Source organism: Type-E symbiont of Plautia stali, from assembly GCF_059731115.1.
On the sequence record NZ_AP035907.1, the window covers coordinates 759,913 to 782,443 of the forward strand.

A 22,531-nucleotide genomic window follows, 5' to 3' on the forward strand; every position below is an offset into this window, starting at 1 on the left:
TAACTTTTCCTTTTTTCGATTTTTTTAGACGGGAACATTCCTTTGGCATCGTTAATCACGCATTCACCGGCGTATCCTTTGGTGGCGGCTCAGCCCGGCATCTGGATCGCTGACGCTATTGCGCAGCAGCGCAATCAATTTACCGTGGCGCACTACAGCGTGCTGCACGGCGACATCAACCGCGCCGCCCTGGACAGCGCCATCCGCCAGACGATGGCGGAAGCCGATACGGTGCAGGCACGCTTTGGCCTCGATGAAAACGGGAATCCCGCGCAATGGTTTGGCGCGCAGACACCGGTGCTGCCGGAGTGGCATGACTTCAGCCAGCGCGCGGACGCCACCGGTCAGGCGCATAAACTGATGCAGGCCGATCTGCGCGCCGAACTGGCGGCCGACGGTGATAAGCCGCTGTATCGCCACGTGATAATGCGCGTGGGTGATGGCAGCTGGTGGTGGTATCAGCGATATCACCATCTGCTGGTTGATGGCTTCAGTTTCGAAGCGCTGACGCAGCGCGTGGCGGCCATCTATGCCGAACTGTGCCGTGGCGAGGAACCCTCACTTTCACCCTTCACGCCGTTTAGCGAGGTGATTGATGAGTATCAGCATTGGGAAGTATCCCCGGCGTTTGCCCGTTCCGCCAGCCACTGGCAGACCTATGCGGCTGAACTACCCGAAACTTTAACGCTCTCCAGTGAAAGCGTAACGGATGCTGGCGATCGTCCGATCAGCTGCCACGTCGCGCTGCCGGAGTTGACAACGTTGCGCCAGCACGTGGCGTTCCACGATTGCAGCGAAGGCGATATTGTCAGTGCCCTGCTGGTGGCTTATCTGGCGCGCATTAGCGACAACTCGCGCTTAGCGATTGGCTTTCCGTTTATGCGCCGCATGGGCTCGGCGGCACTGACGGCGTTGGGGCCGGTGGTCAACGTGCTGCCGCTGATCTTCGACATCCCTCATCACACTGATTTAGCCGCGCTGGTGCAGCAGGTACAGGCGGAAATCCGCAAAGCACGCCGTCATCAGCGCTATGAAGCAGAGCAACTGCGTCGCGATCTGGGTTTGGTCGGCAGCAGCCAACAGCTTTACGGGCCGGTGATCAACGTCAAGGTCTACCATGATGATCTGCAATTCGATGGCATTCCGGCGGCGACCCACACCTTAGCCATGGGCCCGGTCGACGATATCGAGTTTGAAGTGGGCTTCCGTGATGGCGCATTGCAGTTAACGCTGGTGGCTAACCCAACGCGCTACGACGCACAAATGTTACAGCGTCACGCTGATCGCATTCATCATCTGCTCACGCAGTTCGCAGCACAACCCGAAACCACTCTGGATACGCTGTCTATCATTGCTCCAGATGAACTGGATGATTTGCAACGCTGGTCTACTGGCCCGGAATTTACCCCGCCAGCGGGGGCGACCACCATCGTGGATATGCTGCTGCAACGCACGGCACAAAGCGCTGAGCTGACGGCAGCCGTCTGCGGCACACAGTCACTAACGTATCGCCAGCTGACCGACCGCGCCATGCAACTGGCACATGCCTTGATGGCGCGTGGCTTACAAGCAGACGACGTGGTGGCGATGGGTATTCCGCGCTCGGTGGATTCGCTGGTCGCCATCTTTGGTGTGCTGGCGAGCGGCGCGGCCTACATGCCGCTGGATCTTGACTACCCACGCGAACGTCTGGCACTGATGTGTGACGATGCGCAACCCGCATTATTGCTGACTCACTCCACGACACTGGCGCAGATGCCGGCCCTTCCCGCGCTGTGCATCGATCAGCTGGAGAGCGAACTGGCGGCACAGCCGACCAGCGTACCGAGCACTCTGCTGTGCGGCGACGATCTTGCCTATATGATTTACACCTCCGGATCCACCGGCCGGCCAAAAGGCGTGATGAGCACACATCAGGGATTGCTGAATCTGTTCCTGTCACATCACGAACATCTGTTTGGACCGGCGATTGACCGCTTCCACGCCAGCAACCCGCGCCGCATGCGCGCCGGTCATACCGCGTCGTTCTCATTCGACTCTTCGTGGGAACCGCTGTTCTGCATGCTGATGGGCTGCGAGCTGAATATCTTCGACGAAGAACTACGTCGCGATGCCTGGGGTTTGATTCAGCAGATGAACGCGGTGCCGGTCGATCTGCTGGACATCACGCCGTCATTCTTCTCTCAGATGATCGACAGCGGATTACTGGAAGCGGAAAACCACCGCCCTGCGTTTGTCATGATTGGCGGTGAAGCGGCCACGCCGACGTTGTGGAAACTGATGCAGCAACAGCATCAGATGGAAATCCACAATTACTACGGCCCGTCTGAGTACACCATTGATACCCTCGGTGCCAGCGTGCTGGCTTCTCCGCAGCCGGTAATTGGCCGCCCGGTGGGTAACAGCCAGGTTTATCTGCTCGACAGCCAGTTGCGTCCAGTGCCGATTGGCTGCACCGGCGAACTCTACATCTCCGGAACCGGCATTGCGCGCGGCTATCTGCGCCGCCCGGATCTGACAGCCGCGCGCTTTGTGGCTAATCCCTTCCGCGAAGGCGAGGTGATGTATCGCAGCGGCGATGTGATGCGCTGGCGTCAGGATGGTCAACTGGCGTTTATCGGACGCGTGGATCACCAGATCAAAGTGCGCGGTTTCCGCGTCGAACTCGGTGAAATTGAAAACGCGCTGGTGGCACTGCCCGAAGTCAGCACCGCAGTGGTGATTGCCGAAGTAATGGGCGCCACTCACCGTCTGATTGGCTACTGCTCGGTGCAGGATGATGCCTTGCGCGCCGATCCGCAAATCAGCAACCGCTTGCTGGCGCAGTTGGGTAGCCAGTTGCCGGACTATATGCTGCCAGCCGTGCTGATGGTGCTGGATGATCTACCACTGAATGTGAATGGCAAAATCGACCGCCAGGCACTGCCGAAACCCCATCAGGCTCAGCAACAGCAAAGCCGCGCGGCGCGCACCCCGCAGGAAGCGTTAATTTGCCAGGCGATGGCCAGCCTGCTCGGGCTGGAGAGCGTCGGCGCAGAAGATGACTTCTTCTCACTCGGTGGTGACAGTATTTCGGCAATGGGCCTCAGCACCGCCGCTCGCCGCGCTGGTTATATGCTTCGCCCACGTGACATTTTTGCCGAACGCACCGCCGCACGTATGGCGCAAGATCTCGCCCCGCTAACGCAACACACTCGACATGCCCGCGTGTCGCAACAGGGCGCGATTGGTGGTCTGCCGATTCTGCACTGGTTCCATGCGCAGGCGGGCATTAACGCGCGCTTCGCCCACGGCGTGCTGCTGTCGGTGCCGCCAGAGCTGCAACTCGCGCAGCTGGAACAGCTGATTGAACAGCTTACCAACACGCATCCAGCCCTCAACGCCTTCACGCGTGATAAGCAGTTAGTGGTGGGCGAATCGCTCTCTGCGCGCCCTGCGCGTTGTCGTGTTATCGAAGTGTCAGCATATGACCAGGCCGCCGATCAGGCCTTCCGTGACGATGCAGCACGCCTCGATCCGGCGACAGGATCATTGCTACAGGCAACCCTGCTCCAGACACAAGGTGCAAGCTGCGGATTGGTGTTAACGCTGCACCATCTGGTGGTGGATGGCGTGTCATGGCGAGTATTACTGGATGAACTGCAACAGGCCGGTGATGCACTGCTAAGCGGTACACCGATCACCTTGCCAGCCGAAGAGACCTCGCTGCATGACTGGTCCGCTACGCTGCTGGCCAACCTGGCGTCACGCGCCAGCGAGATGCCGTTCTGGCAACGCATGCTGGAACAGCCGCTGCCGGCGCTGGGTGAGCGTGCCTTAATCGGTAACGAACGTGCCTTGTATCAACGCACCCTGCTGGATGCAGCCACCAGCTCTGCCTTGCTGAATACCCTGCCACAGCAGTTCCGCGCCACCAGCGAAGAATTACTGCTCACCCTGCTCTCGCTGGCGCTGCGCAGCATGAACGGCAGTGCATTACAACGCGTAACGCTGGAATCCCATGGCCGTGCCGAGTTACACGATCATCAGGATCTGGCGCGAACCGTAGGCTGGCTGACAGCAGAATTCCCTCTGCTGGTCGCCCTGCCCGATGCGGCCGCCCTGAATGACAGCGTGCGCGCGGTGAAATCCGCGCTACGTGCCGTGCCGGATCGCGGTATCGGTTACGGCCAGCTGCGCTGGCTGGATGCCCACCGTGGCATTACGTTGGCGAAACTGGCCGCCGACCATGCGCCACAGGTGCTGTTCAATTATCTCGGCCGCTTCACGCAATCCGCCGGTCACTGGCAGCCTCAGCGTACCGCGCAGCAGTTCCGCGACACTTTTGCGGTGATTCAGGACGATGCCATGCCGTTACAGCACGCACTGGAACTCAACGTGTTTGTTGATGACCAGCAGCTGGCGCTGAACTGGAGCTGGGCGGAGGGCGTCTTACATGCCGATCAGATTCAGCAACTGCATCAGGCCATCGCTCTGGGTGCGCAACAGCTTTACCACTTCGCAGAGCAACAGCCACAACAGGCCGCCAACACGCTGGTCGCTGCGGAAATCAATCTTGAAGGCGTTGATGATGCGCTGCTGCAACGATTGCGCGCACGTCACGGGGCCTTTAGCCACGTCTTGCCGCTGCTGCCCTTGCAGAAGGGATTACTGTTCCACGCGCAGACCAGTGGCGCGCAAGGCAGCTATAACTCACTGACGCGATTAACCCTCAGCGGTGATGTGTCGGTAGCATCGGTGCAGCAGGCGCTTAACCAGGTGTTGCAGCGCCATCCGCAGCTCGCTGCCCAATTTGACAGCGAACTCAGTCTGCAACCCTTGCAGTTGCTGCCGGAAGGCGATCTGCATTGGCCGCTACAGATTCTGGAAGTCGAGGATATTGAAGCCGCTGAACATCAGGCGCTGTCACAGGATCTGTTCCGGCAGCCGGTGATGTTGCAGGCGACGCTGATCCCGCATCGCCATGAAGCACGCTGGACGCTGCTGCTTAATGCGCATCATCTGGTGGTGGATGGCTGGTCAACGCCGGTGATTTTAAACGATTTACTTAGCGCATTGCGTCAACAGCCGCTGGCCGCCCAACGCACCCATTATGCCGACATCGTGCGCCAGCTTAGCCAGCGTGATGAGCATCAGGCTCGCCAGCAGTGGCAAGAATGTCTGCGCGACGTGCGGCCCACATTGCTGTATCCCAATGCCGCCGAGAGTGCTGTTCAGGAAAAACGCATTACGCTGGACGCCACGCTGGAGCGCGAACTCTATGCGCTGTGCCGCACTCGCGGATTGACCCTCAACACCGTGATGCAGGGCCTGTGGGGCATGATGTTGTCGATTGCCAGTGGTCAGCAGGATGTGGTGTTTGGCGCGCCGGTTTCAGGTCGTTTCGGCCAGATTGAAGGGATCGATCAACATGTTGGTCTGTTCAGTAACACGCTGCCGGTGCGCGTGCGGTTTGATACTCAACGCCCGTTGCTGGAGCAGTTAGCTGCGCACCAAAATCGTCAGATCCAGCTGATTGAGCAGGATTGCCTTGGACTGGCTGAAATCCAACAGCTGGCGGGTGCGGGTACGCTATTTGATACCCTGCTGGTGGTGGAGAACTATCCTGATAATCAGACATTACTCGACGCCAACGCGAAGGTGCGCTGCGACGCGATCCACAACCGCGGCTATACCCACTACCCGTTAACGCTGCTGGTGCTGCCGGGTGAACAGTTGACGCTATTAATGGAATACCGCGCTTGCGTCACCGATGCCGACCGTCTGGCTGAACGCCTGTTGCTGCTGTTACAGCAGCTGGTGACCACACCGGATCTGCCGTTAACGCAGTGGCGTTTGCAAACCCTCGCCGAGCAATCGCTGCTCGAGTGGGTCAATAACACCGGCGTGCAGCTGGAAAATGAAACCCTACAACAAGCCATCGCCCAGCAAGCCGCACGCACACCGGACGCGCTGGCGCTGTGTGATGTTGAGCATCAGCTCAGCTACCGCGAGATGCAGCGTCAGGCCACATTGCTGGCCGATCGACTGATCGAAGCGGGCGTGATGCCAGGCGATATCGTTGCCGTTGCCTTGCCGCGTTCGGTTCGTCTGAGTATTGCTCTCACTGCCATCTTGCAGGCGGGCGCAGCCTGGTTACCGCTGGATATTGGCTATCCCGATGAACGTCTGGCGTACATGGTGGACGATGCACGACCGTGGGTGGTGATCACCGAGTCGGCGCTGGAAAATCGTTTTGCTGGCTTTGGCACTCTGATGATGTTCGATCGCCTTGCCAGCGCACAGACTGTGGCACGTCATCCATTGCCTACACCCGACGCGCAGCGACCGGCTTATGTGCTTTACACCTCAGGTTCGACCGGCAAGCCAAAAGGTGTGGTGGTCAATCAGCGCGCCATCGTTAACCGCTTGCGCTGGATGCAAGCCAGCTATCCATTGCGTAGCGACGACGTGGTGTTGCAGAAAACACCGTGCAGCTTTGATGTTTCGGTATGGGAGTTTTTCTGGCCGTTAATGACCGGCGCACAGCTGATGATGGCGCCGCAGGATGCCCATCGCGATCCACAGGCGTTGTGGCAGTTGATTGACGATTACCAGGTCACCACCCTGCACTTCGTTCCGTCGATGCTGGCCGCCTTTGTCGGGCATGTCAGTACGCACACCGATCGTGCCTGCGCTTCACTGCGCCGCGTATTTTGCAGCGGAGAAGCGCTGGCCTGCGATCTGGCGCGCAGCTATCAGCAGGTGATCGCCGCTCCGCTGCATAATCTGTACGGCCCGACCGAAGCCGCCGTGGATGTCACATGGCAACCCGCCAGCGGTAGCGCGCTCGAAGGCCTGAATGGCCCCGGCGTGCCGATTGGTCGTCCGGTGTGGAACACCCAACTGCATATCCTCGATAACCTGCTGCGCCCGGTGCCAGTCGGCGTGCCGGGCGATCTCTATCTCAGCGGCATCCAGCTGGCAGATGGCTATTTGCATCGCGCCGATCTTACCGCGCAGCGCTTTATTGCCGCTCCGTTTGCTGATGGCGAACGTATGTACCGCACCGGTGATATCGCCTGCTGGCGTGAGGATGGCGCCGTAGAGTATCTGGGGCGCAGCGACGATCAGTTAAAGATGCGCGGACAACGTATCGAACCGGGTGAAATTGAGCAGGCGCTGGTGGCATTGCCGGGCGTGGCGCAGGCAGTCGTGGCTGCGCGCAATTTGACACAACAGGCGGCGGCGGGCGTCGATAATCGCCAGCTGCTCGGCTGGCTGGTGGCTCAGCCTGGTGTGGCACTGGACATCGAACAGGTAAAACAGCAGTTGAGCACTCGCCTGCCCGCCCACATGCAGCCGGTGAGCTATTTGCTGCTGGACGATTTGCCCCTCAGCGCTAACGGCAAACTGGATCGTAAAGCGCTGCCGATGCCGCAACGCAGCACGCAGGCTGGCCGTCTGCCGGAAACGCCTCACGAGCAGATGCTGGCAGAACTGTTCCAGCAGCTACTCGGATGTGAGCAGGTGTATGCCGACGATGACTTCTTTACGTTGGGCGGTCATTCCCTGCTGGCGATGCGACTGGCAGCAGAAATGCGCCGCCGTGTAGCGCAACCCGTGAGTGTCGGGCAGATCATCGCCGCACGCAGCGTGGAGAGACTGGCGGCGCTGTTGTCAGGCGATGCCAGCGACAGCAGCGGCAACGGGGAACTGCTGCCACTGCGTGCCGGTCAGGGCCCGACGCTGTTCTGCATCCATCCGGCATCGGGTTTCGCCTGGCAGTACAGCGCGCTGCTGCACTATCTCGACGGTGATTTCCCGATTGTGGGGCTGCAATCGCCGCGCCCGGCGGGTGTTATCGCGGACTGTGCCAGTGTCGAAGCCATGTGCGATCGCCATCTGGCTGTGATTCGCGAACACCAACCGCATGGGCCTTACTTCCTGCTGGGCTACTCACTGGGCGGCACGCTGGCACAAGGCATTGCGGCGCGTCTGCAGGCCAGTGGCGAAAGCGTGGCCTTCCTTGGTCTGCTGGATACTTACCCGGCCGAAGGACAGGACTGGCGCACACCCGATGCTGAAGAGGCGGAGCAGGAAGTGGCGCGGGAACAGGCCGAGTTTATGGCTGCTACTGAAGATGAGCGCGATCCCCTGTTACGTGCCGAGAAAGCCGCGATGTTTAGCACCATCGTCGCCAACTACAAGGACGCAGTCGCCCGGCTGGCGGAAGCGCGTACGCCGCGTTATGCCGGTAAAGCCACGCTGTTTATGGCAGAGAAAACTTTGCCTGCCGACATGGATGTGCCTGCAACCTGGAAACCGTTTGTTTCAGACCTGGAAATCTGGCCGCTGGATTGCGAGCACGCTGACATTTTGTCTGCCACCTCGCTGAAAGTGCTGGGTCCGCTGATCAATCGTTTGTTATCTGAGAGTCGCTCATAACACCCGGCCTTTGGCCACTTAATGTGGGCGCACTGATGTGCGCCCCTGCTCGTTTTAACAATGGATATTTATGGCTAAGCCTTCAATTTTTCTTGATTTCAGCCTGCTGAAAAACAACGCCGCGTTTCGCGCTATCTTCTGCGCCCGCATGCTATCCGTATTTGCGCTGGGCATGCTGGCAGTGGGCGTACCGATCCAGATTCAGGCCATGACCGGCTCGACCTTACAGGTTGGCGTGGCCGTGATGCTTGATGGTATCGGCATGTTTATTGGCCTGCTGCTCGGGGGCGTGCTGGCAGATCGTTATGATCGCCGCAAGCTGATTCTGTTCGCGCGCGGCACCTGTGGTATCGGTTTTGTGCTGCTAAGCCTGAACGCGTTTAGTCCTGCCCCTTCATTGTGGGCGCTCTATTTCCTCGCCTTCTGGGATGGTTTTTTTGGTGCGCTGGGCATGACGGCGCTGATGGCGGTGATTCCGCTGATTGTAGGACGCGAGCATCTGGCGGAGGCCGGTGCGTTGAGCATGTTAACCGTGCGACTGGGGGCGATCTTGTCTCCGGCGCTGGGTGGCATGATCATCGTGGCGGCGGGCGTCGGCTGGGCCTTTGCCGTGGCCGCCATCGGCACGCTGGCGACGCTGATCCCGCTGGTGCGGTTGCCCGCGATGAAACCGGAGCAGCAGGAGCCTGAACACCCTTTGCGCGCGCTCGCCAGCGGCATTCAGTTTGTCTGCCGGCATAATGTGGTGGGTGCGGCCGTACTGGTCGGCTTGCTGCTCAGTATGGTGGGCGCGGTGCGCATCCTGTTCCCGGCACTGGCGCAAACGTGGCAGGTTGATGCTTCGGCGCTCGGGCTGATGTATTCCGCCGTGCCGCTGGGTGCGATGATCGGCGCATTCACCAGCGGCTGGGTGCGACAGTTGTCACGACCTGGTCTGGTGTTGCTGGTGAGTGCACTGGCTGCCTTTGGTTGCATCGCTTCTTTGGGGCTGTATAGCCAACTGATTCCGGCGTTGCTGGCATTGGTGGCTTATGGCTACAGCAATGCCATCGCTTCCTTGCTGCAATTTATTTTGATTCAGCACCACACGCCAGATGCCCTATTGGGTCGGGTCAACAGCCTGGGCACCGCGCAGGATGTGAGCGGGGATTCGTTGGGTGCTTTAGGACTCGGCGCATTGGCGCGTGCATTGAGCGCGCTCAACAGCGTGCTGTGGTTCGGCGGCGTGGCGGCGAGTTTATTGCTGCTGATCGCGCTGGCCGCACGCGGTTTGCGCTCGGCACAGCTGCAGCAAGAACCACCGGCCACTGAGCAAGCCGCGGCTTAGTGTACGAACTGCCGCTCAATACTGCTGAGCATATTGCTGGCACTGTAGTAATCGAGGCGGAAGGTATCGTTACCCATGGCAAAAATGTCGTGATGCTGCACAGCGGGTAAATGCGCGAGGAACGGATTCTTCGCCACCTGCGGTACCGTTTTTTCATCGGCGGCGAACAGCAGCAGCGTATTGCCGGTGACGCCATCCGCCATGGTCTCGCCGTTGAGTTGGATGATGTCGTTGCGTTTGCCCATGCTGGTACTGCCCTGCAAGTTGGCAGGCGGCATCGCCAGCGTGAAGCCCAACGCTTTCAGCAACTCTCCCTGTGCCGAAGCCGGCGTCCACACATTCATGCCCCGCCCATCTTCGTAATAGACAATCGCCGAGGTGGGCTGTGGCGGCAGGGTAATTTTGCTGCGCAGTGTCTCGACGCGTTGGTCAAACTGCGCGATTGCCTGTTTCGCCTCTGCTTCGTGACCGGTGATATTGCCAAGCTGCAACGCCAGCGCCTGCCAGCTCTTATCGCCGTAATCAACCACCAGCACGGGCGCGATGGTTTTCAGCTGATCGTAGAGTTTCAGCGCAGAGTCCCCACCGGTCGCCGCGATAACGATCAGGTCTGGTGCCTCCGCGGCTATCGCTTCCGCGTTGGGCTGGGAAACATACAGCGGCTTGACGTGACGTGCTTTGGCGACCTCCCCCCACTGGGTAAAGAAGCCCTGGGCATCGGACACACTGCTGTTGCGACTGGTGGCGCCAGACCCAATCAGCGGCGCGTTAATCGCCAGTAAGGTGCCGCTCAACGTCACGCTGGTGGAGACAATGCGCTGCGGTGGCTGCTGTAAGGTGAACGGGCCTTGCAGAGTGGGTATGGTGCGAGGCCAGCTGGCTGAATTTTCAGCGGCGGTAGCCTGGTTAAACACGGAAATGAGGCAGAAGAGTAAAGCCAGAACGGGCAGACGCATCAGGTTATCCATCACTTGATAATTGAGAATGGATATCATTATCAAAATAAAGATGGGGTGCAAGAGGATTTGGTGACCAGGGCTGAGGAAGGTTGCCGAGGAGTGGTTGAGGGTTGGTGATTGGTGAAATTTGATGCTGAAGTGCGGATGAAGATTGAGTGGTCGTGCCGAATGGGCTAGTGGTTGCGTTCTGCGTTCTGCGTTCTGCGTTCTGCGTTCTGCGTTCTGCGTTCTGCGTTCTGCGTTCTGTGTTCTGCGTTCTGCGTTCTGCGTTCTGCGTTCTGCGTTCTGCGTTCTGCGTTCTGCGTTCTGCGTTCTGCGTTCTGCAGGTTAGAGCATAAAAGATGAAAGGTGAAAGGTGAAAGGTGAAAGGTGAAAGGTGAAAGGTGAAAGGTGAAAGTGTATTGCGGGCCAGCGAATTAGCCAGCCCGCAAAACGATTACTGCTCCAGCGAGTAGCGCGTCATCGGCGCCACATCTTTGATCAGCCCGTTGGCTTTCATATATTCACCAAACGCCTGATACTTTGCTTTATCAAAGGTGGCGCTGTGCCCATCAAATAGCGGCAATGTCGCTTCCCAGGCCTGATGATTGAGTTTGGTGTTCAGCTCAGGATACTGCTTAATAAACGCCTTCCAGGCTTCTTCCGGATGCGCACGCAACCACACCACACCCGCGTCCAGACCGCGTAAGAATGCCGGAATACGCTTGTCCTGGGCGGCGCTCTTGTTGTTCGCCAGAATGATCAGCTCATCATAAGCGGGCACACCATAATCTTCGGGTTTAAACACGACGGGCTTCGCGCCCTTATCCTGCAAATCGATCAGCTCGTAATTGCGGAAAATGGTCATCGCGCCATCGATTTTGTGCGTCAGCAGCGCCGAAGTGGAATCCATATTCAGGCTGATTAATTTCACCGCATTGACATCCACGCCCTGCGATTTCAGCATATTGCGGATCGCCACATCTTCCGATCCTGGCACCGCGTAACCCAGCGTTTTACCCGCTAAATCTTTGAGCGAATGGATATCGCTGGACACGGTGGTCAGCGTATTCAGCGGCTGACCAATCAGCGTGCCGACACGGATCACCGGAACGTCCTTCTCCACCAGCGTGTAAAGCTGTGGCTGATAGCTGATCGCCAGATCGGCCTTGCCTGCCGCCAGCAACAGCGGCACCGACGCCGAATCAGCCGGGGCGATCATCTCGACATCCAGCCCTTCCTTCTTGAAAGCGCCGCTGTACTGCGCGGCAAAAATGGCCGCATGATTAGGGTTCACAAACCAGTCGAGCAGCAGGCGAACCTTCTGTTCGGCGTGTGCGCTGGTGGTTGCCAGCAGCAGCAAAGCGGTAATCGCGGTACGTAGGGTGTTCAAGGGACTTCCTTATGTTGAGTGCCAGAGGAATTTTTTACGCAGCAACGCGACGCCGCCAGAGAGCAGCAGCGCCAGCATCAATAAGAGCAATAAAGCAGCAAAGCTGGTGGCGGTTTCCAGGCGGGCGTTGGATTGCATCATCAGGTAGCCCAGCCCTTCGCTGGCACCCACCCATTCGCCAATCACCACCCCAATCGGGGCCAGCACCACCGCCATCTGCAAACCGGAAAAGAATTGCGGTAGCGCAGCAGGCCAGCGCACGTGCCAGAAAACCCGTGCGCGCGAAGGATTCAGTGTCCCCGCCAGTTCCAACCAGCCGGAGGGTGTGCGGCACAGGCCATCGAACAAGGACAGGCACAGTGGGAAGAAAACGATTAACGCGGCGACCACCACTTTGGAGGCGATGCCAAATCCCAGCCACAACACCAGCAGTGGCGCCAGCGCAAACACCGGAATCGCCTGACTGGCGGTCACCAGCGGAAACAGCACGCGGCGTAGAGTCTGGCTGCCCGCCATCAGCACCGCCAGCATCACGCCCGTCCCAACGCCCAGCAGCAGCGCCAGCACAATCTCTGCCAGGGTAAACAGCGCGTGATGCGCCAGCAGCTGGCGATGCAGCCATAATGCCTCCAATACCGCCAGTGGCGAAGGCAGCAAAAAGTCAGGCACGCCATGGTGCCGCGCCAGCAGCCAGCCACACAGCAGCACCGCGATCAGATAGATCGCGCTAAACAGTTTTTTCATCTTGATTCAGTCGGGAAAAGAGTTCGCCCTGCGCCTGTAGCAGGCGAGGATCATCAAGGGATCGGGGAGCATCACCCGCAGGCACCGGCCAGCTTTCAACCGCTAACGGCTGGCCATGCAACAGCACGATGTCATTGGCCATACGGCAGGCTTCGAGCGGATCGTGCGTAACCAGCAGCACCGTTTTGCCCTTGAGCAGCGTGGCAGTCAGGGTTTGCAGACTGAGTTTGGTCATCACATCCAGCGTGGCGAAGGGCTCATCCATCAGCACCACTTCGCGTTGGGCATACAGTGTACGTGCCAGTGCCACACGCTGCCGCATCCCGCCTGAAAGCTTATCCGGTGAGGCTTGCGCCACCTCACTCAGCTTCACCTGCTCAAGCAGCGCCAACGCACGCGCGCGGTCCGGTTTTTCACCGTTGAGCCGAGCGGAAAGCATCACGTTTTCCAGCACCGTCAGCCACGGATACAACAAATCCTGTTGCCCCATCCACGCCACTTTGCCCGGTAAGCCACTGATTTCGCCCTGTTGTGGCTGCAACAAACCTGCCACCAGCCGCAATAAGGTGCTTTTCCCAATGCCGCTGCGCCCCAACAGCACGGTGGTTTTACCGCCGCGCAGTTGCAGATTGAGTTGCTGGCACAGCGCCTGTTCGCCCCAGCTAAAGGTGATGTCATTAAATCCGATCGGATTCATAGTCGCTTTGCCGCCAACATTGCCAGACGGGTAAACCCTCGCGCTTCCAACACCGAGGCCGCCTGCGCCGCGCGAATGCCGCTGGCACACACCAGCACGATGCGCCTATCCTGCGGCGGCTGCCAATCGACTATGGCGTGCGGCAGAATGCGTTCGACGATGTTCGCTACGCTGACGGGGGCTTCTTCCACACTGCGCAACTCGACAATGCAATCATCTTTCGTCAGCAGTTGCTCATCGATAAAGGGCACGCTGTTTTCTGGCTCTTCCGCGCCGTCAAAACGAAATGCGCGCATATGCCAGTTGATGAAGTCGCAGTTGATCACACTGCCGAGGGGTGAAGGTTGCAGATCCAACAGCACGCTGAGTGCCATCTGCGCCTGCATTGCACCCAAAGTCGCCACTGCCGGTCCCATCACGCCTGCGATGTTGCAGTTGGCTGCGGAGGCGGGTAAGCGTGGAAACAGTGCCCGATAGCTCGGCGCGCTGCCGCAGAAGCCACCGACGTAGCCCTGACGACCTAATACTGATGCACTGATCAAAGGAATCTGCGTTGCCATACAGGCGTCGGAGAGTTGATAGGTCACCGCGAAGTTATCAGCGGCATCAATCACCAGATCGATATCCGTGAGGAGGTGCGGCAGATCGCTGGCGCCGATAGCCCGTGGCACCACCTCTATCTGCACCTCGGGATTACGTTGCACCAGCGCCTGTTGCGCACGTGCTGCCTTGCTGTGACCGATGTCCTGCATCGTAAACAGCGTCTGGCGATGAAGATTGTGTAAGGCCACTTCATCGTCGTCACACAGGCGGATAAAACCGACGCCTGCGCCAACCAGCTGCGGCAGTAATGTAGCGCCCAACCCGCCTGCCCCCACCACCAGGACGCACGCATCCGCCAGCTTTTGCTGACCTTCGACACCGATTTCCGGCAGCATCATCTGCCGTTGATAGCGATCCATGATGGCTCCTTAACTCAAACTCGCCAGACCGAAGATCGGTGTTGAAGCTGCCGCCATATCCCGTTTCTCCATCAAACCAGCACTGCGTGCGGCCTGTCCCGCTTCAATCGCCAGCCGGAAACCGTTCGCCATGCCAACCGGATCGCCGGCTTTCGCCACCGCGGTATTGAGCAGGATGCCATCGAAGCCCATCTCCATCGCCTGTGCGGCCTGTGATGGCGCACCGATGCCTGCATCAATTATCAACGGGATGTCGCTGAACCATGCCCGCATCGCGCGTAATCCTTCAATGTTGCGCAGGCCCTGCCCGGAACCGATCGGCGCGCCCCACGGCATCAGCAGTTCACAACCGGCTTCCAGCAGCTTCTCACCGACGATCAAATCTTCGGTGGTGTACGGGAAGACCTGAAAACCGTCCGCACACAGGATGCGTGCCGCTTCAACCAGCGCAAAAGGATCGGGCTGGAGCGTGTCGGCATGCCCGATCACCTCCAGTTTGATCCACGAGGTGTTGAACAGTTCGCGCGCCATCTGCGCGGTGGTCACCGCCTCTTTCACCGTGTGACAGCCTGCGGTATTGGGTAGCACGCGAATATCCAGCCCGGTCAGCAGCTCGCGAAAAGCCGCGCCCGCCGCGCCTTCACGACGCAAACTCACGGTGATGATTTCCGTGCCAGAGGCGGCAATGGCCTGTTGCAGAATCGCCGGTGATGGATAGCCCGCGGTGCCAAGCAGAAAACGTGACTGCGGATCGAAATCGTAAAACATGTTTCAACCTCCCTGCATCGGGGACAAGACTTCCAACTGACAGCCCTCTTCCAGCTGCTGGCTGCTGTACTGACTTTTAGGCACAAAGTTGCCGTTGAAAGCGCTGGCAACGCAGGCGGCATCAATTTGCTGCTCGATCAGCAATTCGCTGAGCGTGCTGGCCTCAGTGCGGATCGCCCGGCCGTTAAGCTGAATATTCATAGGATTGTTCCCCGAAAAGGCGCTGCATCAGCTGTTCTGCCATCATTGGCGCCAGCAGAAAACCGTGGCGATACATGCCGTTAAGATAATAAGTGTCGTTTTGATAATGGATTTCTGGCAGGTTGGCCGGATAAGCAGGACGTAAACCGCTGCCGCTTTCGACTACGCGGGCTTCCGCCAGAGCAGGATGAATAGCGTAGGCCGCGCTGAGCAGTTCCATCATGGCGCGCGCGCTAATCGGGCTGGCATCGTCGCTTTCCACCATGGTGGCGCCGAGCATGAAATGACCATTACGGCGCGGCACCAGATAGCAGGGAAAGCGCGGATGCAAGAGGCGAATCGGACGCGAAAAGTGCACTTCATCGCTGTGCAGAATCACCATCTCGCCACGCACAGCACGCAGGCGCGGAAGGTCGGCTTTGGCATGCATGCCACGACAATCAATCACCCGGCCCGAAGGTTGTATTGCATCAAAACGCACGCCGCGCTGTAACAGATTTTCGCGCATTTCCGTGAGCGCCAGGCGCGGGTCGAGATGTGCTTCCCCGGCAAAAAACAGCCCACGGGCAAAACGCCCGGCCAGCAACGGTTCAATGTCACCGGGATCGACCCATTGGTGCTTTTCGGTCATGCGCGCAAAACGGTTAAGTTCCTGGCTGTCGCGCGGTGGCGCCACCACCAACGTTCCCTGATGTGCCACGCTGCTGACACGCTGTTGCCACCAGCCAGCGGCGTGTTGCCCGAGAGAGATCACTTCCTGCGGGGCACTTTCAGATTCACACCAGGGTGCAAGCATGCCGCCAGCAAACCAGGAAGCAGGCTGGCGGGAGTCGTCGCCAATGACGTCGACGTCTTCGCCGCGTTCAGCCAGCAGCGTCGCCACGCAGAGACCAGCCACGCCGCAGCCTAATACCGTCCAGCGGCTCACAGCAGGTTATCCGGGATATAAAGGGAATTCACATCGGCCTCTCAGTGTTGACTGAGACCCGCAGATACAGGAGGAGGGAAAGGGCGCGAGCGATCCTCTGCGCCAGACAACACCGGAGCGGTGCTGTCAGTCTTCCTACGCCAGTATCAACTGGGTCAGGTTCAAAGGGTCGCTAAGCCGCGCATTGCGCTTTTAGCCTCTCAGTCTCTTTGGCGAGACTCCCCCGACGCGTCTATTTGTATTGCAGGCGCAGGTCGCCGTCAAGCACGGATTACCGCAGATAGCCATCACGTCATCGCATGGCATTTATCGCTACGTACACGTTCTGGATCGAAAACGTAACATATGGTATACAAAGGCATTATTGCTACTTTTCAAGCGCAAAGAAATTATAGGTGATGTTGGACTCATTATGAAAAATATTAGAATTGCCTTTATTAAAGCCGGTTGGCACAAAGAGATTGTGCACAATGCTTTGGTGGGTTTTGAGCAAGAATTAAAAGCACAGAACGTTGAAGCGGAATTAAAAGTGCTGGAAGTGCCGGGCGCATTTGAAATGCCGCTGCTGGCAAAACGCTTAGCGGAAACCGGTAAATACGACGCGATTGTAGCGGCTGCGCTGGTGGTGGATGGCGGTATCTATCGTCACGATTTTGTTGCTGCAGCCGTGGTTGATGGCCTGATGAACGTTCAGCTGACCACCAATGTGCCAGTGTTCTCTGTCTCACTGACGCCGCACAATTTCCAGCCGGTCGATGTGCTGGAAAACTTCTATACCGAACACTTTATTAAGAAAGGCAAAGAGGCCGCGCGTGCTGCGCTGGCGATTCATAATTTGTCGATCGATTAATTCCCTCTCAGGAACACTTCATTATTCGCGGTGAAGTGTTCTTGCTCTCAATAATACCTCCCTGCCCTTAAGAACAATATGTTCTACGTTATTTCGAAAATCGCATAAGCCACTTTCATTACTCTCCTCTGCTACTTCAACTTACGTAAATTTTTGTCGTAAACAGCAAAAGGTGTACAAAAACACTTCACATTCATAGCATTCACTATAATGTATAGCACAGGCTATACTTCTCAGGGGATGACTATGATGATCAGGCACGTTGTATCGGTTGTGATGCTTACGCTCGCGATGAGCACTTCGGCGTTTGCTGCCGACAAACTCAAAGTGGTCACTACTTTCACGGTGATCGCAGACATGGCAAAGAACGTCGCAGGTGATGCCGCCGAAGTGACATCCATCACCAAGCCCGGTGCGGAGATCCATGAATACCAACCAACCCCCGGCGATATTCGTCGCGCGCAGGGTGCCGATTTAATCCTGGTAAACGGTTTTAATCTGGAACTGTGGTTTAGCCGCTTCTATCAGCGCCTGAAAGGCGTGCCGCAAGTCACAGTGACCGAGGGCATTGAACCCTTAGGTATTACCGAGGGACCCTACAACGGCAAACCCAACCCACATGCCTGGATGTCACCAGACAATGCGCTGATTTACGTCGATAACATCAGTAAAGCACTGCAAAAATACGATCCTGCCAATGCCGCCGTTTATCAGGCCAATGCGGATCGCTATAAAACGCAAATCCAGCTAACCCTGGCGCCGATGCGCGCGGAGATTGAAAAACTGCCGGAAAACCAGCGCTGGCTGGTGACCAGTGAGGGCGCTTTTTCCTATCTGGCACGTGATTTGAGTCTGAAAGAACTTTATCTCTGGCCGATCAATGCCGATCAGCAAGGCACACCGCAACAGGTGCGCAAAGTGATTGATGCGGTGAGAGCCAACCACATCCCGACTATCTTCAGCGAAAGCACCATCTCCGCCAAACCGGCTCAACAGGTCGCGCGTGAAGCGGGTATTCACTACGGTGGCGTGCTGTATGTTGACTCTCTCAGCAACAGTGACGGGCCGGTTCCGACCTACCTTGATCTGCTGCGCGTGACCACCGATACCGTAGCCAAAGGCATCACCGCCGGGAGCCAAAAATGACCCTAAACGTGCAGGATGTTAGCGTCACCTACCGCAACGGTCACACTGCGCTGCGTCAGGCATCTTTCTCCGTGCCAGCGGGCAGCATCGCCGCGCTGGTGGGCGTCAACGGCTCCGGGAAATCCACACTGTTTAAGGCCATTATGGGCTTCGTGCCGCTTTCGACGGGTCAGGTCACGCTGGCAGAGATGCCCGCGAAGCGTGCGCTAAAACACAATATCGTCTCCTATGTGCCGCAATCCGAAGAGGTGGACTGGAGCTTCCCGGTGCTGGTGGAAGATGTGGTGATGATGGGCCGCTACGGCTATATGAATATGCTGCGCATCCCGCGTGCGGAGGACAAACGCAGCGTGGATAAAGCGCTGGCGCGCGTCGGGATGAGTGATTACCGCCATCGTCAGATTGGTGAACTCTCTGGCGGGCAGAAAAAACGCGTCTTCCTCGCACGTGCGCTGGCGCAGAGTGGGCAAATCATCCTGCTGGATGAGCCCTTCACCGGCGTCGATGTCAAAACCGAGGCGGCGATCATCACCCTGTTGCAGGAGCTGCGCGATGAAGGCCGCACTATGCTGGTCTCCACGCACGATCTTAACACCATCCCTGATTACTGCGACCGCTGTGTGCTGGTCAAAAACACCGTGCTGGCTAGCGGCTTATTGCATGACACTTTCACCGCTGCCAACCTGGCGCGCACCTTTGATGGTGAGGTGCAGCAGCGCAATGCGGCACTGTTGCAGAAGATAGCCGCACGACCGGGGGCGGATCATGTCGTGGATTATTGAGCCCTTCGGTTATCAATACATGCTGAATGCGATGTGGATCGCCGCACTGGTAGGGGCGATTTGCGCGTTTCTTTCCTGCTTTCTGATGCTGAAAGGCTGGTCGCTGATTGGTGATGCGCTATCCCATTCGATTGTGCCGGGTGTGGCTGGCGCTTACATGCTGGGCCTGCCCTTCTCGCTTGGTGCCTTTCTCTCCGGCGGACTGGCGGCGGGCAGCATGCTGTTCCTTAACCAGCGTACACGCCTGAAAGAGGATGCGATCATCGGACTGATCTTCTCCTCCTTCTTCGGCATCGGGCTCTTTCTGGTGTCACTCAATCCGACGTCGGTCAATATTCAAACCATAGTGCTGGGCAACATCCTCGCGGTGGCGCCCGCCGATATCTGGCAGCTCGGCACCATCGGCGTGGTGACGCTGACGTTGCTGCTGCTGAAGTGGAAAGATTTGATGGTGACGTTCTTTGATGAAAGCCACGCGCGCTCACTTGGGCTGAATACCACCGGCTTGAAAATCCTATTCTTTACCCTGCTCGCCGCCTCCACCGTCGCCGCATTGCAAACCGTTGGCGCCTTTATGGTGATTTGTCTGGTGGTCACACCGGGCGCCACCGCTTATCTGCTGACTGACCGCTTCCCGCGTTTGTTGTTGATTGCCGTGGCTATCGGCAGCATCACTAGCTTCCTTGGCGCGTGGAGCAGCTATTTCCTTGATGGTGCCACTGGCGGCGTGATCGTGGTGGCACAGACACTGGTGTTCCTGCTGGCGTTCGTCTTTGCGCCTAAACACGGCGTGCTGGCGGCACGGCGACGCGCTCGTCTGGCGCAGGAGGTCAACCTCAATGATTGAAATACTGCTGAGTCCTTTCGAATTCGAATTTATGAATATGGCGCTGATCATCACGCTGATTTTGTCGCTGCCGTGCGCCATGCTGTCCGCATTTTTAGTGTTAAAAGGCTGGTCACTGCTCGGCGATGCCATGAGTCACGCGGTGTTTCCCGGCGTGGTGCTGGCGTGGTGGATCGGCTTTCCTTTTGCGATTGGCGCCTTTATCGCGGGAATGCTGTGCGCACTCGCCACTGGCTTTATCAGCCAGAACAGTCGCATCAAACCTGACACGGTAATGGGTATTGTGTTCTCCGGCATGTTCGGCGCCGGGCTGGTGCTCTATCTCAAGCTCAAACCGGAAGTCCATCTAGATCACATTCTGTTCGGCGATATGCTGGGCATTGGCTGGGCGGATATCGCGCAAACTGCCGCCATTGCGCTACTGGTGGTGCTGGTGCTAAGCGTGAAATGGCGCGATCTGTTGCTGCATGCCTTTGACCCACAACAGGCGCGCGCCTGTGGCATCAACGATAATGTGATGCATTATGGGCTGCTGTGTTTAATTGCGCTCACCATCGTTGCCGCGCTGAAATCGGTGGGAGTGATTTTGTCGATCGCCATGCTGATCGCGCCAGGAGCGATCGCACTACTACTGGCGCGACGATTCTTACAGGTCATGCTGCTGGCGGCGCTGATTGCCATCCTGACAGGATTTTGCGGAGTGTACGCGTCGTTCTTCCTCGATAGCGCGCCGGGCCCCACCATCGTAGTGCTGTATAGCCTGTTATTTGTGGTGACGTTTGTGAGTGTGAGCTGGCGTGAAAATGCGAATCGTCACGGCTCTGCGGCTATCAAATAAAATGATTTCAGGCCGCAAATCTTAGGACTGGGCCATAAATTTAATTTATTGGGCCGATAATGAGTGAAATGGGCTCTAAAATATTTATAATGGGCCGTAAATGTTCGGGGTGGGCCATAAATTATGATGCCGTGGGCCATTAACGTTCAATATGGGCCACAAATCTACCTGGTCTTAAGCTTTCAGCGAGTGCAAAGCACGGGCCAGGTAGATTTCTGATTTATGGATTTTAAGCTAATCCCAGAGGCATACGATTTTGATCCAGCCAACCTCCCCAGATGATCTTTCAAACCTTCAACACCAAATTCTCTCAACTATCGCAAGTGCCGAGTCTTCGCTTAGTTCCGGTGACCTCGCGGGCCGTCTTGGTGTGGGTCGTTCAACGATCAAACGGCATATCGAGGTTTTGCTTGGTCAAAGCAAAATTACCCGGCATGGCGTAGGACGAGGGACTCGGTATACCGCGCAGGCGCCCATTAACAAGCTGCCCCAATCCGGTTCATCGGTGACAGAGAAGACCCCTGAATATCATTCTTCTTCCCTCACTACAGCTCAATCATTGCATCAATATCTAAACTTACCTCTGTCAGTCAGGGATATTTCCGGGTATGACCGAAGCTTCGTGGACAATTATATTCCAAACGAAACGTTCCTACTGCCTCAAACGCTAGCCCTGGCCTTAATGAATGAAGGCAAAATGGCAGGGCAACAGCCCGCTGGTACCTACGCGCGAAAAGTTCTGGAGCAATTGCTCATTGATTTGTCCTGGTCATCCTCTCAACTTGAAGGAAACCGATATTCATTGCTGGCCACAGAAGAACTGTTCAAAAGTGGCGCGGCTTCGAATGATTTGGATGCCGTCATGCTGCTTAACCATAAACAGGCAATTGAGTTTTTGGTCGATGCAGTCCCTGAATCTGGATTAACTGGACCGGTAATCAGTAACCTGCATGCCTTATTGATGCATGATTTACTGTCAAATCCTGACGAGTTGGGAGCGATCAGACGCAAAATCGTGAATATTTCGGGAACCACCTACACTCCACTACAGGCACCTTTCTTATTACAGGAAATGTTCGACATTATTATCAAAAAAGCACGGCTGATTAATAATCCTGTGGAGTCAGCCTTTTTCCTATGGGTCAATATCGCTTATCTGCAACCCTTCGAAGATGGAAACAAAAGAACCAGCAGGCTGGCCGCGAATATTCCGCTTATGATTTACAACAGTGCTCCACTCTCCTTTCTTGATGCTGATGTCACAAGCTATGCCTACGCGATGATGGGGATTTATGAAAAACGTGACGTGACTTTAGCCGTTGAGTTGTTCGAACATTTATATCGTCGTTCAATCAAACGCTATGCCGTCACACTGGAAGCCATGGGCGTTCCGGATCCGTTTAGACTTCGTCACAGAGAAGATTTAAACACCACTATTCGCTTAATCATTGCAGAGGGTCAGAATATTGAGTCTGCGATGCAGGTGATTGATATTGTTCCTGAAGACAGAGCGCGATTTATGCAGCTTTTACAGAACGAGCTACGCATATTAAGTACGTTAAATTGTGCCCGGTATCGTCTATCAATATCGCTAACGGAGCAGTGGATCCGTCAGGGGCGGCCATGTTAGTAGTGAGGCCGACATACATCTTACATACCCGTTTTTGGCTAACCCGCATCGCG

At 57.1% G+C, this 22,531-nt stretch carries 16 protein-coding genes and 1 riboswitch; of the genes, 8 read left to right on the forward strand and 8 right to left on the reverse strand.

The annotated features are described in order from the left end of the window. Nucleotides 1-42 precede the first annotated feature (42 nt). Together AC6I8L_RS23600 and entS are read left to right on the forward strand one after the other, a co-directional pair. Nucleotides 43-8,427 carry an amino acid adenylation domain-containing protein gene (locus AC6I8L_RS23600; RefSeq protein WP_498014582.1) on the forward strand — a complete coding sequence of 2,795 codons (8,385 nt, stop codon included), beginning with the start codon at nt 43-45 and terminating at the stop codon, nt 8,425-8,427. Nucleotides 8,428-8,497: 70 nt separating this feature from the next. Beyond that, nucleotides 8,498-9,754 (forward strand): enterobactin transporter EntS, encoded by a 1,257-nt coding sequence (entS, locus tag AC6I8L_RS23605; protein WP_058960323.1) that lies wholly within the window; start codon nt 8,498-8,500, stop codon nt 9,752-9,754. Here entS and fepB read toward each other — a convergent pair. From fepB to AC6I8L_RS23645, 8 genes are all read right to left on the reverse strand, one after another. Beyond that, nucleotides 9,751-10,710: a Fe2+-enterobactin ABC transporter substrate-binding protein gene (gene fepB / locus AC6I8L_RS23610; RefSeq protein ID WP_236699733.1), complete on the reverse strand. Its 960-nt coding sequence runs from the start codon at nt 10,708-10,710 to the stop codon at nt 9,751-9,753. The genes entS and fepB overlap by 4 nt on opposite strands. Nucleotides 10,711-11,149: 439 nt before the next feature. Then, entirely contained in the window at nt 11,150-12,085 is a 936-nt protein-coding gene (locus AC6I8L_RS23615; protein WP_058960325.1) for an ABC transporter substrate-binding protein, read from the reverse strand. A gap of 9 nt (nt 12,086-12,094) precedes the next feature. Continuing rightward, nucleotides 12,095-12,829 carry an ABC transporter permease gene (locus tag AC6I8L_RS23620; protein WP_058960326.1) on the reverse strand — a complete coding sequence of 245 codons (735 nt, stop codon included), beginning with the start codon at nt 12,827-12,829 and terminating at the stop codon, nt 12,095-12,097. Beyond that, complete coding sequence (locus AC6I8L_RS23625) at nt 12,813-13,526, reverse strand: ABC transporter ATP-binding protein (protein ID WP_058960327.1); 714 nt, start codon at nt 13,524-13,526, stop codon at nt 12,813-12,815. The genes AC6I8L_RS23620 and AC6I8L_RS23625 overlap by 17 nt, the downstream gene beginning before the upstream one ends. Further along, nucleotides 13,523-14,488: a HesA/MoeB/ThiF family protein gene (locus AC6I8L_RS23630; RefSeq protein WP_058960328.1), complete on the reverse strand. Its 966-nt coding sequence runs from the start codon at nt 14,486-14,488 to the stop codon at nt 13,523-13,525. The genes AC6I8L_RS23625 and AC6I8L_RS23630 overlap by 4 nt, the downstream gene beginning before the upstream one ends. 9 nt (nt 14,489-14,497) lie before the next feature. Next, nucleotides 14,498-15,256 (reverse strand): thiazole synthase, encoded by a 759-nt coding sequence (locus AC6I8L_RS23635; protein ID WP_058960329.1) that lies wholly within the window; start codon nt 15,254-15,256, stop codon nt 14,498-14,500. Nucleotides 15,257-15,259: 3 nt separating this feature from the next. Then, entirely contained in the window at nt 15,260-15,457 is a 198-nt protein-coding gene (gene thiS, locus AC6I8L_RS23640) for a sulfur carrier protein ThiS (RefSeq protein ID WP_034830370.1), read from the reverse strand. Continuing rightward, a complete protein-coding gene (locus AC6I8L_RS23645; protein WP_058960330.1) occupies nt 15,441-16,385 on the reverse strand; it encodes an FAD-dependent oxidoreductase in 945 nt (314 codons plus the stop codon). Before AC6I8L_RS23645 ends, thiS begins: the two co-directional genes overlap by 17 nt. 115 nt (nt 16,386-16,500) lie before the next feature. Then, a riboswitch (TPP riboswitch) is annotated at nt 16,501-16,620 on the reverse strand. A gap of 177 nt (nt 16,621-16,797) precedes the next feature. Between AC6I8L_RS23645 and AC6I8L_RS23650 the strand changes: the two genes are divergently transcribed. The 6 genes from AC6I8L_RS23650 to AC6I8L_RS23675 all read left to right on the forward strand — a co-directional run bounded on the left by AC6I8L_RS23650 (nt 16,798) and on the right by AC6I8L_RS23675 (nt 22,478). Then, complete coding sequence (locus AC6I8L_RS23650) at nt 16,798-17,235, forward strand: 6,7-dimethyl-8-ribityllumazine synthase (RefSeq protein WP_034830445.1); 438 nt, start codon at nt 16,798-16,800, stop codon at nt 17,233-17,235. A 249-nt stretch (nt 17,236-17,484) separates the two neighbouring features. Continuing rightward, nucleotides 17,485-18,381: a metal ABC transporter substrate-binding protein gene (locus AC6I8L_RS23655; RefSeq protein WP_479400406.1), complete on the forward strand. Its 897-nt coding sequence runs from the start codon at nt 17,485-17,487 to the stop codon at nt 18,379-18,381. After that, nucleotides 18,378-19,163: a manganese/iron ABC transporter ATP-binding protein gene (locus AC6I8L_RS23660; protein WP_058960331.1), complete on the forward strand. Its 786-nt coding sequence runs from the start codon at nt 18,378-18,380 to the stop codon at nt 19,161-19,163. The genes AC6I8L_RS23655 and AC6I8L_RS23660 overlap by 4 nt, the downstream gene beginning before the upstream one ends. Next, complete coding sequence (gene sitC, locus AC6I8L_RS23665) at nt 19,147-20,010, forward strand: iron/manganese ABC transporter permease subunit SitC (RefSeq protein WP_058960332.1); 864 nt, start codon at nt 19,147-19,149, stop codon at nt 20,008-20,010. Before AC6I8L_RS23660 ends, sitC begins: the two co-directional genes overlap by 17 nt. Beyond that, nucleotides 20,003-20,848, forward strand: coding sequence for a metal ABC transporter permease (locus tag AC6I8L_RS23670; protein ID WP_058960333.1), 846 nt, complete (start codon nt 20,003-20,005; stop codon nt 20,846-20,848). Before sitC ends, AC6I8L_RS23670 begins: the two co-directional genes overlap by 8 nt. 256 nt (nt 20,849-21,104) lie before the next feature. Further along, complete coding sequence (locus AC6I8L_RS23675) at nt 21,105-22,478, forward strand: Fic family protein (RefSeq protein ID WP_201785678.1); 1,374 nt, start codon at nt 21,105-21,107, stop codon at nt 22,476-22,478. The last annotated feature ends 53 nt before the right edge of the window (nt 22,479-22,531 follow it).